Source organism: Deltaproteobacteria bacterium (assembly GCA_016875225.1).
Lineage (GTDB): Bacteria > Myxococcota_A > UBA9160 > SZUA-336 > SZUA-336 > VGRW01.
This window is the reverse complement of sequence record VGRW01000007.1, coordinates 1-23117: the sequence shown is the minus strand read 5'-3', so window position 1 is coordinate 23117 and position 23117 is coordinate 1. Positions and strand designations below refer to the sequence as shown.

The following is a 23117-nucleotide window of genomic DNA, read 5'->3' as shown; positions in this document are numbered from 1 at the left end:
TCAGGCCGCCTGCGGATCGAGCGCCGCGACCGCTTCCTCCTCGGTCTGCCGCACGATCTCCGCGATCGACGTCGTGCCTTCGAGCACCATCCGCGCGCCGTGCATGCGCATGGTCTGCATTCCCGCCGCGAGCGCCGCGTCCTGGATCTGCTTCGAGTCGACGCCGCGCGTGATCATCGGCCGGATCGTCTCGTCGATGGGCAGGATCTCGAAGATGCCGGTGCGGCCGTGGTAGCCGGTGTGGTTGCAGTGCACGCAGCCCTTGGCGCGGTAGATCGTCTTGCCGGCGATCTTCGCGCGCGACAGCGAAAGCTCCGCGAGCTCCTCGTCGCCCGGCGCGTACGGCTCGCGGCAGCGCTTGCACAGCACGCGGATCAGCCGCTGGCCGATCGCGGCGACGAGCGACGACGCGATCAGGAACGGCTCGACACCCATGTCGATCAAGCGGGTGATCGTGCCTGCGGCCTCGTTGGTGTGCAGCGTCGAGAAGACCAGGTGGCCGGTGAGGCTGGCCTGGATCGCGATCTCGGCCGTCTCCAAGTCGCGGATCTCGCCGATCAGGATCACGTTCGGGTTCTGGCGCAGGATCGAGCGCAGGCCCGCGGCGAAGGTCAGGCCGATCGCCGACTTCACCTCGATCTGGCTGATTCCCGGCAGCCGGATCTCGACCGGGTCCTCGATCGTGATGATGTTCTGATCGGGCTTGTTGATGTCGGCCAGCGCCGCGTAGAGCGTATTGGTCTTGCCGGAGCCGGTCGGCCCGGTGACCAGGATGATCCCGTTGTTGCGCCGGATCAGCTTTCGCAGCGTCTCCTGGTGGCCGGGCGAGAGGCCGATCTTCTCGATCGAGAGCAGCTCCTGCGTGCGCGGCAGAAGCCGGAGCACGCAGCGTTCACCGTACTGTGTCGGCAGCGTCGAGAGGCGCACGTCGTAGTCCCGACCGGCGATCTTGAGCACGATCCGGCCGTCCTGCGGCAGGCGCTTCTCGGCGATGTCCAGTCGGCCCATGATCTTGATGCGCGTCGTGATCGCCTGCTGCATGCGCCGCGGCAGCGGCCTTATCGGCTCGTGCAGCAGGTTGTCGATCCGGAAGCGCACGACGAGGTCCTTCTCGCCGGGCTGGATGTGGATGTCGCTCGCGCGCTCCTTCACCGCCTGCTGAAGCAGCGAGTTCACCAGCCGGATGATCGGCGCGCTCTCCTCGGAGGAGTCGAGCAGGTCCTCCGGCTCCGAGATCAGCTCGCTCGCGATGTCGGCGAGGTCGGTCTCCGCGAACTCCTCGGCCACGTCCTCCGCGGAGCTCGCCTGGTCGTAGACGTGATTGATGCAGTTCAGGATCGCGCGGCGCGTGACCAGCACGGGCTCGCAGCGCGCGCCGGCGAAGACCATTCGCACGTCGTCGAGCGGATCGGTGAGCAGCGGATCCGCGATCGCGACCTCGAGCCGGTCCCCGTCGCGGCGGATCGGCAGCACGTGGTGGTGCTTCGCGAACGAGATCGGAAGCTGGGTGGCGAGCTCCGCGTCGATGTCCTCGGGCGCGAGCGTCTCGCGGGTGGGAATTCCGTACATGGCGGCGAGCGCGCCGATCAGCTCGCCTTCGGGCACGAGCTCGAGCTCGAGCAGGAGATCGGTGAGACGCCGTCCCGACTGCTCCTGCTTCTTCATCGCCTGGGCGAGGTCCGATTCGCTGAGCGAGGTGTGCTGGAGCAGGGCCGCGCGGAGCTGCACGGGGCTGGCCATCGCTGCCTCCTACGGCTCCACGATCACGAGGGAGGTGAAGCCGTGGGTCGCGTTCAGGTCGCGCGCGACCGCCTGTGCGCGGGTCTCGGTCACGTACGGTCCGAGCTGCACCCAGTTCGTCGTCTGGCCTTGCTCGCTGCGCGTGAGCACCGTGCCGTCGTAGCCGTCGGCCATCAGCTTCTGCAGCAGCGACACCGCGTCTTCGGCGCGCGCGAAGCGGGCGACCTGCACGAGGTAGCTTCCGCTGGCCTCGCTCGCCTTCATCTCTTCGATCTCCTTCACGCGTGCGCGCTCGTTCGCTCGAGTCTGGTCGCGAAGCTCGGGGAGCTCCCGGATCGGGTAGCGACCGTCGTGGCGCTCGAGCTCGCGGCGTACCGGATTTGGGTCGCGCGGCAGGGGCACGCCGGCCTCGAGCGCGGCTCGCCGCTCCTCCCGCTCGTCCTCGCTCAGGTTCATCTGCTCGCGTGAGGCATCGCGGAAGCGCTCGCGTCCCTCGACGGTGACGCGCGCGAGGTCGTCCGGCCCGCGCACGATCTTCGGCGTGAGCACCACGAGCAGGTTCGTCTTGCGCACCACGTCCTTGGTCCCCTTGAACGCCCAGCCCAGGATCGGGATGTCGCCCAGCCACGGAACCTTGGTCTCGGTCGAGCCCTGCGCCTCGGCCAGGATCCCGCCGATCATCACCGCCTCGCCGTCGCGCACGTAGACGGTGTTCTCGACCTTGCGGTTGCGTGTGGTCGGTCCGAGCGTGTCGTTGGACTTGCTCTCGTCGACCTCGCTGATCTCCTGGAAGATGTTCAGTCGGACGGTGTCGCCTTCGCTGATCTGCGGCGTCACGCGCAGCGTCACGCCGACGTCCTCGCGCGCGATGTTCTGCGAGGTCTGGAACGGGTTGTTCGGATCGGTCGTCGTGCTGGTGGCTTGCAGGCGCGAGGTCGGCACGGGGATGTTCTCGCCGACGACGATCTCCGCCTCCTCGTTGTCCGCGGTCAGGATCGTCGGCGCCGAGATGATGTTCACGTCGTTGTCCGACTTCGAGGCGGTGATGATCGCCTGGATGATCGGGATCTGAACGATGTCGCCATCGGCGTTCACGACCTCGATCGAGCCGGCGAGAAGCGCCGTCGTGAAGTTCGGGGCGCCCGCCGCGGTGCTCGCCAGCCCGCCGAGAAGCGCGCTCACCGAGGGCGGCGCCGCGCCCGTGGCGCTGCCCATGCTCAGCACGCCGTTGCTGCCGATCTTCGTGTTGTAGATCCAACCCGCGCCGAGATCCTCCGAGTCGGTGACGTCGACCTCCATGATCAGCGCCTCGACCATCACCTGCGGACGACGGATGTCGAGCGCCTCGATCACCTCGGAGAGCGTCGCGAACGCCTCGGGGCTGGCCTGGATGATCAACGAATTCGTCGGCGCGTCGGCGCTGATTCGCACGCCGTCGCCGAGATCCGCGACGGTGCCGCCCAGACCGCCTGCGCCACCCGCCGCCGCCGCGCTCACCTGAGCCGCCGCGCCGCCGAGACCGGACAGGCTGGTCCGCGTGGTCGCCGGTCGGGGCGCGCCCGACGTTCCCGTCGCCAGGCTCGAGAGCGTCTGGGCGATCTCCTCGGCGTCGGCGTTCTGAAGCCGGTAGACGTGGATCCGCCCCGCGCCCTTCCGCTCGTAGTCGAGCAACTCGATGATCCGCTCGACCTCGCGCAGCACGGCCTTGGTGGCGATCACGACGATCGAGTTGGTGCGCTCGTCCGGGATGAAGCGGGGCTCTCCGCCGCCCCCGACCACCGTCTCGACGCCGGGCACTCCCGCCTGCGGCTGGCCGGGCTGGGCCGCGCGCGCGCGGCGAATCCGCGAGCCGGCCTGGCTTGCGGCGGCCCCGCTGCTCTCACTGCCGAAGATCTCGGCGAGCTGCCCGGTGAGCGCGGCTGCGCCCGCGTAGCGGATCGGGATCAGCTTGATCTGCTCCTGGTAGGTCGACACGTCGATCTGGTCGATGATGTTCACGAGGCGCCGGATGTTCGAGGCCGAGTCGGTGATGATCAGCGTGTTGGTCGGCGCGTAGGAGATGACGCTCGCTTCCTTCGAGACGAGGGGCTTCAGCGTCTCGCTGATCTGCTCCGCCTTCACGAAGCGCAGCGGCAGCAGGCGCGTGATGAACAGGTCGCGGTTCTCGAACGGCTTCGGTCCCGCGACCGTCTCGATCGGGTTCTCCTTCGCGTCGCGAAGCGGCACGATCTTCAGGATCCCGCCGGGCGAGGGAACCGTCGTGAAGCCCTTCACCTGCAGGATCGATTCGAAGACGCGGTAGGCCTCGTCCGCGGAGACGGGCTCGGGCGAGATCACGGTCACGCGGCCACGCACGCGATCGTCGTAGAGGAAGTTCTTGCCCGTGGCCTGCGCGATCACGCCGATCACCTCGGTGATCTCCGCGTCCTGGAAGTCGAGCGTGACCATCGTCCCGCCCACGGGCGGTGCGTCCTGCGCTCCCGCGGCGCCGGCGCTTCCGAGCAGCAGCAAGAGCGCGAGCAGGACGGCTACAGGCATCGCGTGACCTCCTGGCCGTCCGGCAGTCGGCAGCGCAGGCAGGCGTCGCCATCGCTGTTCATCACCAACCCGGTGGGGAGCGCCTGCGGAGAGTCGAGCTTGATGCCGTTGACCTCGAAGCAGACCGTGTTCTCGGCCAGCCCCGCGAACGGCCCGCCGGGCTGGATTCCGGAGACGCGAATTCCGTCGAAGCTGCCGCTCTCGCCGTACACGGGGAGAAGCTGCGCTCCGTTCAGCGCCTTCTCGAGCTTGCTCGGCGCGGGTGCGCCCGCGGGCGGCGACTCGGCTGCGGGCGCCCGCTCGCGAAGCTGACGCAGGCGCTCGGAGAGTCGAGGTGTGGCCGCTCGCGCCGGCGCGCCCGCCGGCGCAGCGCGCGCCGCGGCGGGGTTGCGCGGAGCGATGGCGCCTCCGGCCGCAGCCTCTTCCATCTTCAGCTGCTCGCGCGCGCCATGGTTGTCGATCACCGCACGCCGGCGGTCGACCGCGAGCAGCCGCACGCCGGGGCTGATCTCCTGGCCGACCCTGAACGCGCGGCGCTTCTGGGTGCCCTGGTCGTCGATGCAGGCGACGGACTGGTCGGCGGGCTGCGCGGCCCAGGTTCCGCAGAGCTTCAGCCGCAGCGCGCTCTCCTTGAGCTCTTCAGTGACGGGCGCGGTCGGCGCAGCGACGCTGCTTCGAAACAGATTCCGGCTGGAGATCACGCGGTAGCGGTCGAGGCTCGCGTCCCTCTCGCCTGGGGCCTGCAGCGGCGGAACCGAGGCATCCGCGATCGGTCCGGCGCGCAGGACGGGAGCGAGGCCCGCGTACACCACCGCCAGACACGCGATCCCGAGCGCGATCTGTAGGGCTCGCATGCCGTAGCGCAGAAACACTCGCTCACTACCCCCGCCGGCTGGGCTCCTGAAGTGCGATGAAAACCCGAGAAATTCCGCTGGAGTCGGGGCGGACACGCGCGCCGTTGCCAGATCCGGGCCTCGTGCAGAAACGGTTCATGGATCGGCAACCGCGCGGCGCCGACTGTAGGATCCCCGCCCGGTAGATGAAGCGCTCCATCGTCCTATTCGCCGTCCTCGTCGCGATCGCCGGAGTCGGCGGGCTCGAGCTCGTCCGTTCCGGCGGCGGCGCCGACGATCTTCGCGAGGCGCTGCTGCGCCGGGTCTATCTGGGCTCGCCGCTGATGGAGGTGCAGATCCCGCCGGGAGAGTTCGAGACCCCGCTCGGCGCGGTCGACCTGTTGGTCTCGTTCGTCGGCGGGCCCCGCGTCGCGGTCGAGACGTTCCAGTGCCTGTTGAACGATCGCGACGTGACCGCGTCGCTGACGCTCGGGCGAAACGGTGCCGGCGGCTCGTTGATGGGGCTTCACGACGGCGAGAACCGGATCGTCCTGCGCGTGTTCGGCCGCAGCTGGTGGGGAGCCCTCGGCTTCGTAGAGGAGCGGCGCAGCCTGATCGTGCGCGTCCGCCCGCTTCCGTTCCTGGACGTCGCCTGACCCTGCTTGACACTCGAGGGGTCGGCCCTAGCTTGCGCCGCGTCTCTGGATCGGGCTGCAAGTACCCGATTCAGCTTAGGATTTCAGTCATCGGGGGAATAGCTTCATGGGACGTGTGATCGGGATCGACCTGGGTACGACGAACTCCGTCGTGGCGGTCATGGAAGGCGGCGAGCCGAAGGTGATCGCGAACGAGGAGGGGGGTCGCACGACGCCATCCGTCGTCGCGTTCACCAAGGACGGGCAGCGTCTGGTCGGCCAGATCGCGCGGCGCCAGGCGATCACCAATCCCGTGAACACGGTCTACTCGATCAAGCGATTCATGGGGCGGCGGATGGCCGAGGTGACCAACGAGATGAAGCTGGTCCCGTACAAGGTCGTGCCGGGCAAGAACGATCTGGTCACCGTCGAGGCGGGCGGCAAGTCGTACACGCCGCCCGAGATCTCCGCGATGATCCTGCAGAAGCTCAAGGCCGCCGCCGAGGCCTACCTCGGCCAGCCCGTGACGCAGGCGGTGATCACGGTCCCCGCGTACTTCAACGACGCCCAGCGCCAGGCGACCAAGGACGCGGGAACGATCGCGGGTCTCGAGGTGCTGCGGCTCGTGAACGAGCCGACTGCGGCGTCGCTGGCGTACTCGCTCGACAAGAAGAAGGACGAGAAGATCGCCGTCTACGACCTCGGCGGCGGCACGTTCGACATCAGCGTGCTCGAGGTCGGTGACAACACCGTCGAGGTTCTCTCGACCAACGGCGACACGCACCTCGGCGGCGACGACTTCGACGACCGCGTGATCCGCTACCTGGTCGAGGAGTTCAAGAAGGACCAGGGCGTCGACCTCGGCAAGGACCCGATGGCGATGCAGCGGCTGAAGGAAGCCGCGGAGAAGGCGAAGATCGAGCTCTCGACCGTGACGGAGACGGAGATCAATCTGCCCTACGTCACCGCGGACGCGTCGGGCCCCAAGCACATGAACCTGCGCCTGTCGCGCGCGAAGTTCGAGCAGCTGATCGAGGATCTGGTGCAGCGCACGCTCGATCCGGTGCGCCAGGTGTGCAAGGACGCGGGGCTCGCGCCTGGCGAGATCGACGAGGTCGTGCTCGTCGGCGGCTCCACGCGGATCCCGAAGGTGCAAGAGCTCGTGAAGTCGTTCTTCGGCCGCGAGCCGCACCGCGGTGTGAACCCGGACGAGGTGGTCGCGGTCGGCGCCGCGATCCAGGCGGGCGTGCTCACCGGCGAGGTGAAGGACGTGCTCCTGCTCGACGTGACGCCGCTCTCGCTCGGAATCGAGACGCTCGGCGGCGTGATGACCAAGCTCGTCGAGCGCAACACCACGATCCCGACCAAGCGCAGCCAGGTGTTCTCGACCGCGAGCGACAACCAGCCGCAGGTCGAGATCCACGTCCTGCAGGGCGAGCGCGAGATGGCGGTCGACAACCGCACGCTCGGACGCTTCGTGCTCGACGGACTGCCGCCCGCGCCACGCGGCGTGCCGCAGGTCGAGGTGAGCTTCGACATCGACGCGAACGGAATCCTCTCGGTCTCCGCGCTCGACAAGGCGTCGAAGAAGCAGCAGTCGATCCGCATCGAGGGATCGAGCGGCCTCGACAAGACCGCGATCGAGAAGATGGTCCGCGACGCCGAGCTGAACGCCTCGGACGACAAGCAGCGGCGCGAGCGCATCGACGCGCGTAACGCGCTCGACGCGATGGTCTACGAGGCGGAGAAGACCGTGCGCGAGCACAAGGAGAAGATCCCGCTCGCGCAGCTGAACCCGCTCGAGAGCGCGATCTCCGACTGCAAGACGCTGCTCGCCAACGAGGCGGCCGATGCCGCCGAGCTGAAGGCGAAGGGCGAGGCGCTGCAGCGCGCGCTCCACGCGGTTTCCGAGGCGCTCTACAAGGCGGAGGCGGCGCAGGGCCAGGCGACGGAGCCGGGAGCGGCGGAGAAGAGCGGAGCGAGCGAAGACGGCCAGGTCGTCGACGCGGACTTCACCGAGGAGAAGTGAACCCCGGCCTCGGGAGTCGCTGATGCGCGTACAGCGGGGCAAGATTGCCCGCGAGCTGGCACAGCTCGAAGAGCAGATGGACCGCGCCTTCGAGCGGGTGCTCGCGTCGGCGATGCGGCTGCCCGGCGGCGTCGACGCGTGGCGTCCCGCGCTCGACGTGTACCAGACGGAGCGCTCGGTCGTGGTGCGCGTCGAGCTAGCGGGCGTGTCGAGCGAGGACGTGCGCGTGGTCGTCGACGGCGAATACGTGCAGATCAGCGGTCGTCGCAGGTTCGGATGCTCCGAAGACCGACAGCACCACCTTCTGATCGAGATTCCCCAGGGCCCGTTCGAGCGGGTGCTGCGCATGCGCGAGCCCTATGACGCCGACCGGGTCGGAGCCCGGCTCGAGAACGGCGTACTCACGATCGAGCTTCCCCAGCGACAGAGCGGCGCGAGACTGATCGCGGTGAGGTCCACATGACGAGTGACGAGTTCATGCACGGCGCGCCCGACGAAGAGGTCGAGCCGTCCGCCGTCCCGAGTCGCGAGGAGCCGCTGCCCGAGATCCTGCCGGTGCTGCCGCTGCGCAACACCGTTCTGTTTCCCACGATCGTCGCCCCGATGGCCGCGACCACCGAGCGCGCGAAGCGCCTGGTGGACGACGCGCTCGCCGCGGACCGCCTGATCGTCACAGTCGCCGCGCGCGACCCCGAGGTGACGGAGCCCGGCGCGGAGGACTTGTACACGGTCGGCACGGCGGTGCGAATCCTGCGCATGACCAAGACCGAGGACGGCGCGCAGCGGCTCTGGGTGCAGGGGCTGCGCCGCGTCGAGGTCGGCGCGTACGAGCAGACCAGGCCCTATCTGCGCGCGCACGTGAAGGCGCTGGCCGAGGACCGCTCCGCGAGCCTCGAGCTCGAGGCGCTGCACCGCAACGTGGCACGCCAGTTCGCGATCGTCGCCGAGGGCTCGCAGACCATCTCCGAGCCGGTGCGCGGGATGGTCGCGCAGCTCGAGGACTCCTCGGCGCTCGGCGACGTGGTCGCCGCGAACCTCGGTCTCACGGTGGCGGATCGACAGCAGCTGCTCGAGCAACTCGACGTGCAGAAGCGCCTGGAGCGCCTCTCCGAGCATCTCGCGCGCGAAGCCGAGGTACGCTCGCTCGAGCAGGAGATCCGCACGCAGGTGCAAGAGGAGCTGACCCGAAACCAGCGCGAGTACGTGCTTCGCGAGCAGGCGCGCGCGATCCGCAGGCAGCTCGGCGAGTACGAGACGCCGACCGAGCAGGTCGAGGAGCTGCGCCGGCGGATCGAGGCGGCCAAGGTCCCCGAGAGCGTGATGGAGGTCGCCGAGCGCGAGCTCGGCCGGCTGGCGGCACAGCCGCCCGGCGCGATGGAGGCCGGCTCGATCCGCTCGTACCTGGAGTGGATCGCGGATCTGCCCTGGTCGACCTCGACCGAGGACACCCTCGACATCGCGGGCGCTCGCGTGATCCTCGACGAGGACCACTACGACATCGAGAAGGTGAAGGAGCGGATCCTCGAGTTCATCGCGGTGGTGAAGCTCAAGCGCGACCTGCGCGGCCCGATCCTGTGCTTCGTGGGCCCGCCGGGCACCGGCAAGACGTCGCTCGGTCGGTCGATCGCAAGGGCGGTCGGGCGCAAGTTCGCGCGCCTCTCGCTCGGCGGGGTGCGCGACGAAGCGGAGATCCGCGGACACCGGCGCACCTACGTGAGCTCGCTTCCGGGACGGATCCTGCAGACACTTCGGCGCGTCGGGACCAACAACCCGGTCTTCATCCTCGACGAGATCGACAAGCTCGGCGCGGATTTCCGCGGCGATCCGTCGTCGGCGCTGCTCGAGGTGCTGGATCCGGAGCAGAACTCGGCGTTCAGCGATCACTACCTGGAGGTTCCCTTCGACCTTTCGAAGGTGCTGTTCATCGCCACCGCGAACATGCTCGAGAACATCCCGCCGGCGCTCCGCGATCGGATGGAGGTGATCGAGCTGCCGGGCTACACCGAAGAGGACAAGCTCGAGATCGCGCGGCGCCACCTGCTGCCGCGACAGCTCGCGCAGCACGGTCTGACCGAGCGCGCGCCGCGGATCAGCGACGAGGCGATCCGCGCCGTGATTCGCAACTACACGCACGAGGCGGGCCTGCGAAATCTCGAGCGCGAGCTCGGCAAGGTCGCGCGCAAGCTCGCGCGCAGGATCGTCGAGGCCGGCGACGCGAGCGCCGCGACCCTCGAGGCTGGTGATCTGCACGGCCTGCTCGGGCCCGCACGCTTCGAGCCCGAGGTCGCCGGCCGGGTGCAGATCCCGGGCGTCTCCGTGGGCCTCGCGGTCACCGAGGGCGGCGGCGAGATCCTGTTCATCGAGGCGACGCGCATGAAGGGGAAGGGCGAGCTGCAGATCACCGGCTCGGTGCGCGACGTGATGCGCGAGTCCGCCATGACGGCCGTGGCGCTCGTGCGCACGAGCGCCGCGCAGCTCCGGCTCGACCCCGCGCTGTTCGGAGAAAGCGCGATCCACATCCACGTCCCTGCGGGCGCGACGCCCAAGGACGGGCCGAGCGCGGGGATCGCGATCGTGACGGCGCTGGCGAGCCTGCTGCTCGACAAGCCGGTCCCGCCGGATCTGGCCATGACCGGGGAGATCACGCTTCGCGGCAAGGTCTTGCCGGTCGGCGGTATCAAGGAGAAGATCCTCGCGGCGAAGCGAGCCGGCGTCACGCACGTGCTGATTCCGGCGGGGAACGAGAAGGACCTGGTCGAGATCCCAGCGGATCGCATCTCGGACCTGAAGATCGAGCCCGTGGAGAGGATCGAGCAGGTGTTGCAGATCGTGTTCGGCCGGGACGTGTGGGTTTGAATCGGATCCCGCGCCCGCTGCTCGCGCTCGGGCTGTTGCTGCTCGCCAGCGCCTGCGCGACGCCGGCGCGCCACGAAGCCGAGATCGCGCGGCAGCGAGCGCTCTCCGCCGATCTCGTGCAGTGCAAGCAGCGCGCGCTCGACATGAGGGGGACGCGAGAGAAGCTGCTTCTCGAGAAGCAGTCGCTGGATCAGGAGCGACTAAACCTGATCGCCGAGATCGAGGCCGAGCGCGGCGGGAACTCCGAGCTGCGCAAGACGCTCGAGGCGGAGCGCAGCTCGAAGAAAGCCGAGATCCAGCAGCTCTCCGGCACCTACCAGAGCCTGGTCGAGCAGCTCGAGTCGGAGGTGCGCTCGGGCGAGGTCGAGATCGAGGAGCTCCGCGGCCGGCTGCAGGTGCGCGCGCTCGACCAGATCCTGTTCGACTCGGGAAGCGCCGAGCTCGAGCCGCGCGGGCGCGAGGTGCTGGCGAAGGTGGCGAGGCAGCTCGCCAAGGTCTCCGACCGCCGCGTGCGCGTCGAAGGCCACACCGACGACGTGCCGATCGCGACCGCACGCTTCCCGTCGAACTGGGAGCTGTCGGTCGGCCGCGCCGCGACGGTGGCGCGCTTCCTCGCCGAGCAGGGTGTCGCGGCCGAGCGGCTCGAGGCGGCGGGCTTCGGCGAGTTCCGGCCGATCGCGAGCAACGCCGATCCCGCGGGCCGCGCGAGAAATCGCCGCATCGAGATCGTGCTGGCGCCGCTCGCCGCGGAGTGAGCGCGCGCGAGCTGCTCGCGGCGCTGCACGCTGTAGCGCTGGACGCGGTACACGCCGGGCGCGCGCTCGAACGCGCGCTCGAAGCCGACGATCCGGGGACCGGCCCGTTCCAGCTTCTCGCCGCGGGGAAGGCGGGCTGCGCGATGGCGGAGGCCGCGATCTCGGTTCTCGGCACGCGAATCGCGTCTGGCGCGGTCACCACCAAGGACGGCCACGCGCGCAGGATCGCCGGCCTCGAAGTTCGCGAGGCCGCGCATCCGCTTCCGGACTCCAGAAGCGAGGCCGCGGCGCGCGACGCTCTCCTCCGGGCGGGCTCGCTCGCCGGCGCGGAGCAGCTGATCGTCCTGATCTCTGGCGGGGCGTCGGCGCTCTGGTGCGCGCCGGCCGCGGGCATCACGCTCGCCGAGAAGCGCGCGCTCACCCGGACTCTGCTGCGCTCGGGAGTGTCGATCCGCGAGCTCAACACCGTCCGCAAGCACGTCTCCGCGATCAAGGGCGGAGGACTGGTTCGCGCCGCGGCCGGGCGACGCGTTCGCGTGTATGCCGTCTCCGACGTGCCGGGTGACGCGCTGTCGGAGATCGGCTCGGGACCCGCGAGCCCGGACCCGACGCGCTTTCGCGACGCGCTCGAGATCGTGCGCGCGCACCGCGTGGAGCATGGGCTCGCGCCATCCGTGCGGGAACACCTCGAGCGCGGCGCTTCGGGGGAAATCGAGGAAACGCTCGAGCCGGACGACGCGCGCGCCGCGCTCTGCGAGGGGCGTGTCGTCGCTTCTCTCGACGACGCGCTCGCGGCCGTGTCGACCGCGGCGAAAGCCCGCGGGCTGCGTGCGCGCGCGCTCGGTCGCGCGCTCGACGACGACGTCGCCGATCTGGCACCGCGACTCGCGGACGAGGTGCGACGCGCGCGCGCGGACGGCTTCGATCTGCTCGTCGCGGGCGGAGAGCCGACCGTGACGGTTCGCGGCTCGGGGCGGGGAGGGCGCGCGCAGGAGCTCGCCGTGCGCCTCGCGCTCGAGCTCTCGAGCGAGCCGGGCTGGGCCGCGCTCAGCGCGGGCACGGACGGAAGTGATGGCCCGACCGACGCCGCTGGCGCCTGGGCCGATCCCGCGAGTCTCGCTCGTGCGGGCGCGCTCGGCTTCGAGCCCCGCTCGCGCCTCGCCGCGAGCGACGTCTACCCGATGCTCGACGCCGCGGGCGATCTGTTCCGCACCGGCCCCACGCAGACCAACGTCGCCGACCTTCTGCTCGTGCGGGTGCAGCCGGGCTCCGGCCTGGACTAAGCTCGGATGTGCGTGCGAAGACTCGGCTGGATCGCGCTGCTCGTGCTCGCCGCCAGTGCTCCGGCCGGCTGGCTGATCAGCGACCGGCTCGAGTCGCGAAACGAGTTCTGCACGAGCTGTCACCTGGACGCCGCGACGCCGCTCCACGAGCAGAAGGCCGCGGACTTCGCCGAGGGCCCCGCATCGAGCCTGGCCGCGGCGCACCGCGAGGCAAAGCTCGAGTTCCGCTGCATCGATTGCCACGGCGGCGCGAGCTTCGCGAATCGGCTCCGGGTCAAGTCCGTGGCCGCGCGCGACGCGCTCCGGTACCTGCTCGGCCGCTTCGAGGAGCCGCAGACCATGCAGCACCCGCTCTGGAACGAGGACTGCGCGAAGTGCCACGGCGTGTACTCGCCCGCGCGAGCCGACGCATTCCACGCGATCGAGGTGCACAATCTTCCCGCGTTCGAGTTCGACTGTGTAGAGTGCCACGATGCGCATCCAAAGGGCCGCAGGGCGTCGCTCGCGTACCTGCAGAGCGAGCGGCTCGTCGCGGTGTGCCGAAACTGCCATGAGGAGTTCTGACCGATGAGCCGACGCCGGATCTCAGCCCTGGCAATCTCCGCGCTGATCGGTGCGATTCTCGCGCCGGCCGCCCTCACGCACGCGTATCCGGGCGGCACGCCCGGCTACGTCGCCGACGTCGCGCCGTACTGCGCGTCGTGCCACTCGTCCGCTTCGGACGACCAGCTCGCCGGAGTCCCCGCGCCGCGCGTAGCCGCGGAGCTCGCCGCGAACAAGCACATCGCGAAGATCCAGACCGCGGGCGAGGGCTCACCCTACAAGGGTCTGGGCGCCGCGGAGCGGAAGGCGCTGATCGCGGCGATCCAGAAGGTCGACGCCGCGACGAAGATCTCGCTCGCGGCGCCCGCGAGCGCGAAGGCCGGCGAGCTGATCGAGATCGTCGTCGAGGTGACCGGCGGCTCGGCGCCCGTGCTCGGAATCGCGCTCGTGGATTCGAATCAGCGCTGGCAGTCGAGCCCCGCGACCTCGGCCGGCTGGCAGGTGAGCGGAAAGCCGGTCGTCACGGGACCCGACGGCAAGCCACAGACGAAGTTCACCGACGGCCGCAACCCCGCGCTGCGGCCTGGCACGAGCTACGTGAACGTCGAAGGCATCGCGTCCGACCCGGTGGCCGGAACGTATTCGACCGTGAAGGTCGCCTGGAAGCTGCGCGCGCCGGCACAGGCCGGCGACGTACCGCTGGCGGCGGTGCTGCTCTACGGCACCGAGCTGTCCTCGCCGCACGGCGCGGTCGAGACGCCGACCGGAAAGGTGCCGCTCGGAGGATTCACCGGCAGCTCCGGGCGCGTGAAGTTCAGCGACGTGAAGACGATCCGGGTCCAGTAGGGCGCCCGCGGATGCCCGTCGATGGCGAGACGTTCAAGAAGGCGCTCGGTGCCTGGGCGAGCGGAGTCACGATCGTGACATCGCAGCTCGGCGCCGAGCGCATGGGCATGACGGTGTCGGCCTTCTCGTCGGTGAGTCTCTCGCCGCCGCTGGTGCTGGTCTGCGCCGACAAGGGCTCGAACACCCACGCTCTGATCCGAAAGTCACACGCGTTCACCGTGAACGTGCTCTCGAGCGAGCAGAGCGCGCTCTCGAACCTGTTCGCGGACAAGGAACGCGAGGCGATCCGCTTCGACGGGCTCGACTGCGCGCTCGGCGCGACCGGCTGCCCGCGACTTCCCGGCGCCCTCGCCGCGCTCGACTGCCGCGTTCGCGACGAGATCGACGCTGGAGACCACATCGTCTACATCGGGCTGGTCGAGGCCGCCTCGCTCGACGCCGCGCGAGAGCCGCTCGTCTACTTCCGCGGCGGGTACAAGTCGCTCTCTTCGCTCTGAGCCAGCCGCTCCAGCGCCAGGACCAGCGCCTGCGTGCCGCTGCGGCCGTGCCCGAGCGGTGGAAGCTCGCGGTACAGCCGCTCGGCGAGTTCGAGCCCGGGCAGAGCGAGCCCCATCCGCTTCGCCTCGCGCAGCGCGATGCCCATGTCCTTCACGAAGTGCTCGACGTAGAAGCCCGGCGCGAAATCGCGCGCGGCGATCTTCGGGCCGAGCTGGTGGATCGCCCAGGACGAGGCCGCGCCGCCGCCCACGGACGCGATCACCCGCAGCGGATCGAGCCCCGCTCGCCGCGCGTACAGCAGTGCCTCGCAGACGCCCACCATGTTCGCGGCGATCAGCGTCTGGTTCACCATCTTGGTGTGCTGGCCTGCGCCGGCGTCCCCTTGGAGCACGATCGTCCGGCCGAGTCGAGCGAGCAGCGGTCGGACCCGCTCGAGCACGGACGCGTCGCCGCCGACCATGATCGAGAGCGTCGCGGAGATCGCGCCGACGTCTCCGCCGGAGACCGGGGCGTCCAAAGCCCAGGCGCCGCGAGCTCGCGCCGCGGCATGGATCTCGCGCGCCAGGCTCGGCTCGCTCGTCGTCATGTCGACCAGGATCGCGTCGGTTCGAATGCGGCCGAGCGCGCCGCGCGGCCCGAGCACGACCTCGCGAACGTCTGCCGGGAAGCCGACGATCGTGAAGATCACGTCGCTCCGCGCGGCGACCTCGGCAGGCGAGTCGGCCCAGACGGCGCCGCGCGAGAGCAGCGGCTCGGCGCGCGCGCGGGTCCGGGAGTGCACGGTGACGGGGTGCCCTGCCTCGATCATGTGCGCGCACATCGCGGCGCCCATCACGCCGGTGCCGATCCAGCCCACGGGCCTTCGAGCGGCGTCACTCACGCGTGTAGCCACGTGGATTCCGGCGATGCCACTCCCAGGCGCTCGCGAGGATCTCGTCGAGGCTCGCGCGCGGAGCCCAGCCGAGCACGCGCTGGGCTCGCTCGCGGCTCGCGACGAGTCGCGCCGTGTCGCCGGGGCGCCGTTCGCCGACCTCGAAGCGGACGCTCCGGCCCGTGACGCGCTCGGTCGCGCGGATCACCTCGAGCACCGAGTGCCCCGTCCCGGTACCCAGGTTGATCGCCTCGCCCGCGCCGGACGCGGCGCGCGCGGTCCAGTCGAGCGCGAGCGCGTGCGCGCTGGCGAGGTCGGCCACGTGGACGTAGTCGCGGATGCAGGTGCCGTCGGGCGTGGCGAAGTCGTGCCCGTACACGGTCAGGCGATCGCGCAAGCCGAGCAGAGTCTGCAGCACGATCGGGACCAGGTGCGTCTCGGGCTCGTGGTGCTCACCGTGCACGCCGTCGGCGCTGCCGCCCGCGGCGTTGAAGTAGCGCAGCGCCACGAAGCGCAAGCCCTGCCCGCGCGCGAAGTCTGCGAGCATGCGCTCGACCGCGAGCTTGGTGGTCGCGTAGGGGCTCGCCGGTGCGAGCGGCGCGGTCTCGACGAGCGGCATCTCGGAGGTCTCGCCGAAGACCGCGGCCGTGCTCGAGAAGACGATCCGATCCGCTCCTCCGTCGCGCATCGCCTCGAGCAGAGCGAGCGTGCCCGCGACGTTGTTGCGCCAGTAGGCCTCGGGCCTGCGCACGGAGTCGGCGACCGAGGTGAACGCGGCGAAGTGGAGCACCGCCTCGATCTGGTGATCGCGGATCAGCGCCGCGATCCGCTCGCGCTCGTGGATGCCGCAGACGGTCAGGCTTCCGGGCGGGGCGGCCTCCCGGTGGCCGGCCGAGAGGTCGTCGATCACGTGGAGCTCGTGTCCCAGCGCCGCGAGGTGCCGGGCCGTGAACCCGCCCACGTAGCCGGCTCCGCCGGTCAGCAACAGGCGCATGAGTTTTCCGGGTTCACGCTACCATCGCCGCATGGAAGTCGACTGACTTCGGAGGAACCATGGATTACCTCGGAATCGTGACCGTGCTCGCCCTCTTCGAATACCTGGCGTTCTCGATCATGGTCGGGCGCGCGCGGGTAACGTACGGGATCAAGGCTCCTGCGACCACCGGGCACGAGATCTTCGAGCGGTTCTACCGCGTGCACCAGAACACGCTCGAGCAGCTGGTGCTCTTCCTGCCCGCGCTCTGGGTCTTCGGCACGCACGTGAGCGAGAAGTGGGGCGCGATCCTGGGCCTGCTGTTCATCGTCGGCCGCGCGGTCTACGCCCGGGGCTACCTCGCGAATCCGGAGCGGCGCGGGATCGGCTTCCTGATCGGCTTCGTCGCGAACGGCATCCTGCTGATCGGCGGCCTGGTCGGCGCGATCTACGGCACCTGAGTCAGGTCGCGAGCGCGTCCACCGAGCCGCGCGCGCAGACGAGCTCGAACGCGTGTGCGATTCGCGCGCGAGAGGCGCCGACGCGCGCGCCGAGCTCGCGCGCGGTCTCGCCGCGGCCGAGCAGGGCCGCGACCAGCTCGGCGATCTCGCCTTGTAGCGGCAGCGTCTCGACCGCGCGTCCCGCGTGCCAGCGCGCGCAGGCCTCGACCTGCCGCAGAATCGCGTAGTCCGCGAGCAGCGCCTCGATCCGCGCCCCCGCGCTGGCCGCCCGAAGCATCGCGGGCACGGACGGGAGCGCGCTGTCGGTGATCTGCAATCCACGCTCGAGAAGCGCGCCCGCCGCCAGGAACTCGACGTCCATCACGCCGCCTCGGCCGGCCTTCAGCGCGGCCTGCTTCTCGTCCTCGACGCCGCGCTCCTCGACGACGCGCTTGCGCATGTCGGCGACGTACGTCCACGGGTTCTCCTCCTGGCGCGCGATCCGATCGCGAGTCTCGGTGAGGGTGCGCTGCGCGCGCTCGAGATCGCCCGCCACCGCGCGCGAGCGAAGCAGCGCGAGGTGCTCCCAGGTGGCGGCATGCTCGACCTGGTAGCGCGAGAAGGCCTCGTGCGTGGTGACCAGCGATCCTTGCTGCCCCGAAGGGCGAAGCCGCGAGTCCACGTGGTAGGCGTAGCCCGCCCCGGTCATCGTCGACAGATAGCTGATCCAGCGCTGCGCGATCCGGGAAGGCTGCAGCGCGTCGGGAAGCTCGTCTCGGTACAGGAAGATCACGTCGAGGTCGGAGTGGTAGGTGAACTCCCGGCCGGCGAGCTTTCCCATTCCCAGCACGGCGAGCCCGGATCCACTGCCGTCGGCGACGCGCCCCTCCGCTGCGGCGAGCGCCTGCCGCATGCAGCTCTCCGCGATCAGCGAGAGAAACTCCGACACCTCCTCCGGGTCCGCGAGCCCGCCGAGCTGCAGGCACGCGGCGAAGAGCATCTCGTCGCGGCGCAGCAGGCGCAGCGAGTCGAGGAAGTCCTCGAGCTCGACGCCGGGGTCGTACGCGGCGGCGCGGTCGAGCTCGGCCGCGCGCGCGCGCAGCGCGCCTGGAGCGGCGCTCGCGATTCGCGCCAGGAGCTCGGGGCGGTGCGCGAGGTAGCGGCCCCAGGCGGCATGCCCGGCAATGGCGCGGGCAACGCCGGCGAGCTGGCGATCGTCGAAGCGGTCCCAGATCGGGTCGCTGCCGCGGCGCTCGACCAGCGGGGCCGCGGCGTTGGCGAGCATCGCTCGCAGCGGCGATTCGCCCAAGGCGGCCTCGAGCTTTGCTTCAAGGTTCATCGGCTCTCGCGCTCTCGAGCACCAGGTTTTCGAAGTGCCGGCGAACTTCGGTCCGGACGCGCGTCCAGTCGTCGAGGAGCGCCTCGCGCGCATGGCGCCCTTCGGGCTCCGCGTATCCCATCCGGCGCGCCAGTCCGAGCTGGGCGGTCGGCTCGCGCGGAAAGGCCTGGGTCTGGCGCTCGTCGACCATCTGCACGCAGTGCTCGGCGCGGCGCAGCCAAAGGTAGGCGTCGCGCAGTGCCTCGGTGACGGGCTCGGGAAGCTGGCCGAGCCGCGCGAGTGCGTCGAGCCCGAGCAGCACGTTCCCCGTGCGCAGGGCCGGCTCCCGGCCCCCGAAGAAGAGCTGGAACGCCTGCAGCAGGAACTCGACGTCGCGAATTCCTCCCGGGCCCTCCTTCAGGTCGGCTTCGAGATCGCGGCCGGCTTCGAGCCGCTCGTCCTCGATGCGCCGCTTCATCGCGCGCACGCCCCGGATCGCCTCGGGCCCGACGGAGCGGCGCCAGACGAACGGTCCGATCCCGCGCTCGAACGCCTCGGCCGTCGCGCGCGGGCCGGCGACGTGGCGCAGCCGGATCATCATCTGGCGCTCCCAGTCCGCGCCGAAGCTCTCGTAGTAGCCGAGCGCCGCGTCGACGGGATTTGCGATCACGCCGCCGCGCCCCTCGGGCCGAAGCTCGAGATCGACGCGGTAGCCGAAGCCGTCCTCACTCGGAACCTCGAGGTGTTTCTTGAAGACCTGCACCAGGCGCGCGACGCTCGCGTGGCGCTCCATGTCGGGCTCGCCCTCCGCGGACTCGTACAGGAAGAGCAGGTCGACGTCGGACGAGAAGTTCAGCTCCGCGCCGCCGAGTTTGCCGAGCGCGAAGAGCGCGGGCGGCGGCGCGTCGGTCTCGCGCGAGGCCGCGCCGAGCGCAGCGCCGAGGCAGCGATCGGCGAGCTGCGACAGCTCGTCGAGGCTGTGCTCGAAGGGCCGTCCCGCGATGTCGCGCGCGGCGATGCGCAGCAGGCCCTTGTATTTCGCGATCCGGATCGCGGTCCAGTCGGGCTCGATCGTCCCGGCGTCGGGTGCGTCGGGCGGATCGCCCGCGAGCTCCTCGCACCAATGCGGGTGGCGAAGCAGCAGGCGCGCGAGGAAGTCGCTCGACCCGAGCAGGCGAGGCAGGCCCGGCATTCTCGAGAGATCGAGCGGACGTCCGCGCGTGCCGCGGTAGCGCGCCGCGAGCTCCACCAGGCAGTGCGCCGCGTAGCCGGGTCGAGCGGAGAGCAGGAGCTCGGGAAGCCAGCGCTCGCGCGCGGCCGCGAGATCGTCGTGTGCCACGGCCTCGCCCACCCGTGTCGCGGTGAGCGCGGGGTCGCTGGCGCCGAGCGCCTCGAATGCGCCGCTCGTGGCCTCGCCGCGCAGGGCCGCGGCGATCAGGGTATCGAGCAGGGAACTCACTCGCCGGGGGCCGCGAAGCGCGCGCCGCGTTTGAGCTCGGGCGGCAATGTGAATCGAACGCCTTCGTCGACGATCGCGAGCGACTCCACGCGACGTCCGCCGAGCTCGACCAGCCGCTCGGTCACCGCCTTCACCAGGAACTCTGGCGTCGAGGCGCCGGCGGTCACGCCGACGCAGCTCGAACCCTCGAGCCAGCGCGGGTCGATGCTCTGCGCGTCCTCGACCAGCTGTGCGCGCGCGCCGCGCGCGGCGGCGACCTCGACCAGTCGATTCGAATTGCTCGAGCTCGTCGCGCCCACCACCAGTACGACGTCGCAGCGTTCGGTCAGCGCCTTGACCGCGTTCTGGCGGTTCTGCGTCGCGTAGCAGATGTCGTCCTTGCCGGGCAGGCGGATGTTCGGGAAGCGCGCGCGGAGCGCGGCGATGATCTCGCGCGTGTCGTCCACCGAGAGCGTGGTCTGGGTCACCACCGCGAGCTTGTCGGGGCTGCGAATCTCGAGCTTCGCGACGTCGGCGATCGTCTCGACCAGGTGCATGCGGCCCGGAGCGTGGCCGAGCGTGCCCTCGACCTCGACGTGGCCGCGGTGTCCGACCAGCACGATGTCGAAGCCGTCGCGCGCGTAGCGCAGCGCCTCGACGTGCACCTTGGTAACGAGCGGGCAGGTGGCGTCGAGTGTGCGGAGCTTGCGCTGCTCGGCCTCGCGGCGCACGGCCGGCGAGATCCCGTGCGCGCTGAAGATCAGCAGGCTGCCCTCGGGAACCTCCGCGAGATTCTCGGTGAAGATCGCGCCCTGCCGGCGCAGGCCGCCGACCACGTGTCGGTTGTGCACGATCTCGTGGCGCACGTAGACGGGCTTCCCGTAGACTTCGAGCGCGAGCTCGACGATCTCGATCGCACGGTCGACGCCGGCGCAGAAGCCGCGCGGGCTCGCGAGCAGGATCTCGAAGGGCATGGCCGGGCTAGCTTATCGCGGCTGCGCGCCGGCCGCCTCGGCGCTTCCCAGAGCCGCGCGGATCCGCGGCACGTTGAGCAGCGCCGAAAGCCCGACGTAGTAGCCCGGACCGAGCGCGAGAGTGATCCAGATCCAGCGCGGCGACGGATCGGGCCGGACCGCGAGGCACGAGAACGTGAGCACCCACGCGGCGAGCACCGCGAGCGAGAGCGGTCGGAGCATTCGCGTGCGGCTGGGATAGATGTACTTCAGCGGCACGAAGATCGCGGCCGAGAGCCCGATCACCCAAGCGAGCACGGTGTAGGGCGCGGACTGCATCAAGTACAGGTACATGACCGCGACGTTCCAGTACGAGGGCCAGCCCAGGAAGAAGAAGTCGTCGGTCTTCGCTTTGTCCTGGCTGAATCCGTACGCGGAGGCGAGCACGGGAAGCGCGACCCAGGCGGGGTTCGGGAGCATCTGTGCGGCGATCAGGAAGCACACCGGCAGCAGCACGTAGGTGAAGTAGTCGCAGATGTCGTCCAGCCGGCGGCCGTCGAACCAGGGGATCTGCTTGCGCACGTCGACGGCGCGCGCGAGCGCCCCGTCGGTGGAGTCGATCACCATCGTCAGCATCATCAGATACATGGCCAGACGGAACTGACCCTGGAAGCAGGCGACGACGCCATACACGCCGAGCACGGCCGAAGACGCCGTGTAGAGGTGCACGAGCCAGGCTGCGAAGCGGCGCACGGGCACAGCATAGCGGAGGCGGTATATTGGGACGCGATGACCGAGAAGCGCGAGATCCTGAGGCAGGGCCAGGACTCCTTCCTCACGACCAAGATGGACGCGGTCGTGAACTGGGGTCGGAAGTATTCGTTCTTCCTGTATCCGTTCGTGACCGCGTGCTGTGGCATGGAGTTCATGTCGGCGGCCGGACCGCGCTACGACTTGGATCGCTTCGGCGCCGCGCTGCCGCGCTTCTCTCCGCGCCAGGCGGACCTCCTGATGGTGGTCGGCACGATCAGCCACCGACAGGCGCCCATACTGAAGAAGGTCTACGACCAGATGGCCGAGCCGAAGTGGGTCGTGGCCTGGGGAGCCTGCACCTGCTCGGGTGGACCGTACAACAACTACTCGACGGTCCAGGGCATCGACACGATCGTCCCGGTCGACATCTACATACCGGGCTGCCCGCCGCGCCCGGAGGCCGTGCTCGACGGCCTGATCAGGCTGCAGGGCGTGGTTCAGCGCACCCCCGGATGGAACGTGCCCCATCACAAGGAGACGAAGGACCTGCTCCTGCCGATCATCGAAAAACCGGTCGCCTGAGGCCCGTTCTCGCCCCCATCTGCCGCTCAAGGGAGCGGCAACTCCGCACGAAGAGTAGGGAAGAGACCGCGGCCGCCGAGGCGAACCAGAACAGGGGCGCGCCGAGACGGGCGCGCTTCGAGACGGGGCGAGGATGAAGGCGTTCGACCTGGTCGTGATCGGTTCCGGGCCCGGCGGGTACGTCGCCGCGATTCGCGCGGCGCAGCTGGGCATGCAGGTCGCGATCGTCGAGGAGCAGCCGAACCTGGGCGGCGTCTGCCTGAACTGGGGCTGCATTCCGACCAAGGCGATCCTGTCCTCCGCCGAGATCTTCGAGGCGGTGAAGCACGGCGTCCCGGGGCTCTCGGTCGAGAAGCTCACCGCCGACTACGGCGCGGTGATCGACGCGAGTCGCAAGGTGGCGGAGCGCCTCGCGCGCGGCGTGCGCAGCCTGATGAAGAAGAACAAGATCGAGGTGGTCGCGGGCCGCGGTCGGCTCGCGAGCGGCAGCCAGGTGGTCGTCACCGCGGACGGAGCCGAGCAGGCGCTCGAGGCGAGCCACGTGATTCTCGCCACCGGCTCGACGGAGTTCGTGTTTCCGGGTCTCGCGATCGACGGCAAGCGCGTGCTCACCAGCCGCGAGGCGCTCGAGGCGCGCGAGCGCCCGGAGTCGCTCGTGGTGATCGGCGGCGGCGCGGTGGGTCTCGAATTCGCCTACGCGTACAACGCCTACGGCACGAAGGTGACCGTGGTGGAGATGAAGGATCAGCTCCTGCCCGGCTTCGACGCGGAGACCGCGAAGGCGCTCGCGAGCTCGCTCTCGCGCGCCGGGATCAAGATCCTGACCGGAACCGCCTACAAGGGTCTGGAGAGCGACGCGAAGGGCGTCGCGGTCACGGTCACCGGCGGGAAGGGCGACGAGACGCTGCGCGCGGACCAGGCGCTGGTCGCCGTCGGCCGCCGCGCGCTGGGAAAGGATCTGGGCCTGGAGACGCGGGGCGTCGAGATCGAACGCGGCTTCGTGAAGGTCGATGCGAGCTACCGGACCAAAGCGGCGGGCGTGTACGCGGTCGGGGATTGCAGCGGTCCGCCGCTGCTCGCCCACAAGGCGTCACATGAGGGCGTCGCCGCGGTCGAGATCATCGCCGGAATCCGCACGCACGGCATCGATCTGCGCAAGGTTCCGGCCTGCATCTACAGCCAGCCGCAGGTCGCGAGCATCGGACTCTCCGAGGCGGACGCGCGCGCGGCCCC

Annotated in this window: 21 protein-coding genes; 12 read left to right on the top strand and 9 right to left on the bottom strand. The window is 70.1% G+C overall.

The features are described 5' to 3' along the window. Genes gspE through FJ108_03370 form a run of 3 tightly spaced genes read right to left on the bottom strand, consistent with a single transcriptional unit; the run spans window position 1 to window position 5150 of the window. Complete coding sequence (gspE, locus tag FJ108_03380; GenBank protein ID MBM4334941.1) at window positions 1-1740, bottom strand: type II secretion system protein GspE; 1740 nt, start codon at window positions 1738-1740, stop codon at window positions 1-3. A 9-nt stretch (window positions 1741-1749) separates the two neighbouring features. Beyond that, complete coding sequence (gene gspD / locus FJ108_03375; GenBank protein ID MBM4334940.1) at window positions 1750-4278, bottom strand: type II secretion system protein GspD; 2529 nt, start codon at window positions 4276-4278, stop codon at window positions 1750-1752. Beyond that, window positions 4269-5150 carry a hypothetical protein gene (locus tag FJ108_03370; protein ID MBM4334939.1) on the bottom strand — a complete coding sequence of 294 codons (882 nt, stop codon included), beginning with the start codon at window positions 5148-5150 and terminating at the stop codon, window positions 4269-4271. Before FJ108_03370 ends, gspD begins: the two co-directional genes overlap by 10 nt. A 167-nt stretch (window positions 5151-5317) precedes the next feature. On the opposite strand from FJ108_03370, the gene FJ108_03365 reads away from it, so the two are divergent. From FJ108_03365 to FJ108_03325, 9 genes are all read left to right on the top strand, one after another. Beyond that, a complete protein-coding gene (locus FJ108_03365) occupies window positions 5318-5767 on the top strand; it encodes a hypothetical protein (GenBank protein ID MBM4334938.1) in 450 nt (149 codons plus the stop codon). A gap of 106 nt (window positions 5768-5873) precedes the next feature. Continuing rightward, complete coding sequence (dnaK, locus tag FJ108_03360; protein ID MBM4334937.1) at window positions 5874-7775, top strand: molecular chaperone DnaK; 1902 nt, start codon at window positions 5874-5876, stop codon at window positions 7773-7775. Window positions 7776-7797: 22 nt separating this feature from the next. After that, window positions 7798-8238 (top strand): Hsp20/alpha crystallin family protein, encoded by a 441-nt coding sequence (locus tag FJ108_03355; protein ID MBM4334936.1) that lies wholly within the window; start codon window positions 7798-7800, stop codon window positions 8236-8238. Further along, window positions 8235-10631: an endopeptidase La gene (gene lon, locus FJ108_03350; protein ID MBM4334935.1), complete on the top strand. Its 2397-nt coding sequence runs from the start codon at window positions 8235-8237 to the stop codon at window positions 10629-10631. Before FJ108_03355 ends, lon begins: the two co-directional genes overlap by 4 nt. Beyond that, window positions 10628-11386 (top strand): chemotaxis protein MotB, encoded by a 759-nt coding sequence (locus FJ108_03345; protein MBM4334934.1) that lies wholly within the window; start codon window positions 10628-10630, stop codon window positions 11384-11386. The genes lon and FJ108_03345 overlap by 4 nt, the downstream gene beginning before the upstream one ends. Beyond that, window positions 11383-12669 (top strand): DUF4147 domain-containing protein, encoded by a 1287-nt coding sequence (locus FJ108_03340; protein MBM4334933.1) that lies wholly within the window; start codon window positions 11383-11385, stop codon window positions 12667-12669. Before FJ108_03345 ends, FJ108_03340 begins: the two co-directional genes overlap by 4 nt. Window positions 12670-12675: 6 nt before the next feature. Next, window positions 12676-13233 carry an ammonia-forming cytochrome c nitrite reductase subunit c552 gene (locus FJ108_03335; GenBank protein ID MBM4334932.1) on the top strand — a complete coding sequence of 186 codons (558 nt, stop codon included), beginning with the start codon at window positions 12676-12678 and terminating at the stop codon, window positions 13231-13233. 3 nt (window positions 13234-13236) lie between these two features. Continuing rightward, entirely contained in the window at window positions 13237-14058 is an 822-nt protein-coding gene (locus tag FJ108_03330) for a hypothetical protein (GenBank protein ID MBM4334931.1), read from the top strand. An 11-nt stretch (window positions 14059-14069) separates the two neighbouring features. Beyond that, on the top strand, window positions 14070-14555 hold the full coding sequence (locus tag FJ108_03325) for a flavin reductase family protein (protein ID MBM4334930.1): 486 nt from the start codon (window positions 14070-14072) through the stop codon (window positions 14553-14555). On the opposite strand, the gene FJ108_03320 is transcribed toward FJ108_03325, so the two are convergent. Beyond that, window positions 14516-15463, bottom strand: a complete 948-nt coding sequence (locus FJ108_03320; protein ID MBM4334929.1) for an NAD(P)-dependent oxidoreductase — start codon at window positions 15461-15463, stop codon at window positions 14516-14518. The two genes, FJ108_03325 and FJ108_03320, sit on opposite strands and share 40 nt — an antisense overlap. Further along, entirely contained in the window at window positions 15429-16421 is a 993-nt protein-coding gene (gene galE / locus FJ108_03315; GenBank protein ID MBM4334928.1) for a UDP-glucose 4-epimerase GalE, read from the bottom strand. Before galE ends, FJ108_03320 begins: the two co-directional genes overlap by 35 nt. 59 nt (window positions 16422-16480) lie before the next feature. Between galE and FJ108_03310 the strand changes: the two genes are divergently transcribed. Further along, window positions 16481-16861, top strand: coding sequence for an MAPEG family protein (locus FJ108_03310; GenBank protein MBM4334927.1), 381 nt, complete (start codon window positions 16481-16483; stop codon window positions 16859-16861). 1 nt (window position 16862) lies between these two features. Here the strand turns inward: FJ108_03310 and FJ108_03305 are convergent, their stop codons facing one another. From FJ108_03305 to FJ108_03290, 4 genes are read right to left on the bottom strand one after another with little or no spacing between them, the layout of a single operon-like run. Beyond that, a complete protein-coding gene (locus tag FJ108_03305) occupies window positions 16863-18272 on the bottom strand; it encodes a hypothetical protein (protein MBM4334926.1) in 1410 nt (469 codons plus the stop codon). After that, window positions 18169-19617 (bottom strand): hypothetical protein, encoded by a 1449-nt coding sequence (locus tag FJ108_03300; protein ID MBM4334925.1) that lies wholly within the window; start codon window positions 19615-19617, stop codon window positions 18169-18171. Before FJ108_03300 ends, FJ108_03305 begins: the two co-directional genes overlap by 104 nt. Then, window positions 19614-20570 carry a 4-hydroxy-3-methylbut-2-enyl diphosphate reductase gene (gene ispH, locus FJ108_03295; GenBank protein ID MBM4334924.1) on the bottom strand — a complete coding sequence of 319 codons (957 nt, stop codon included), beginning with the start codon at window positions 20568-20570 and terminating at the stop codon, window positions 19614-19616. The genes FJ108_03300 and ispH overlap by 4 nt, the downstream gene beginning before the upstream one ends. Before the next feature lie 12 nt (window positions 20571-20582). Next, the gene (locus FJ108_03290) at window positions 20583-21302 is read right to left on the bottom strand and encodes a CDP-diacylglycerol O-phosphatidyltransferase (GenBank protein ID MBM4334923.1); all 720 of its coding nucleotides are present in this window, start codon (window positions 21300-21302) and stop codon (window positions 20583-20585) included. 36 nt (window positions 21303-21338) lie between these two features. Here FJ108_03290 and FJ108_03285 point away from each other — a divergent pair, with 36 nt between their 5' ends. Both FJ108_03285 and FJ108_03280 read left to right on the top strand, forming a co-directional pair. Further along, window positions 21339-21884, top strand: coding sequence for an NADH-quinone oxidoreductase subunit B (locus FJ108_03285; GenBank protein ID MBM4334922.1), 546 nt, complete (start codon window positions 21339-21341; stop codon window positions 21882-21884). A 133-nt stretch (window positions 21885-22017) separates the two neighbouring features. Continuing rightward, the coding region (locus tag FJ108_03280; GenBank protein ID MBM4334921.1) for an FAD-dependent oxidoreductase at window positions 22018-23117 on the top strand (1100 nt) is incomplete at its 3' end.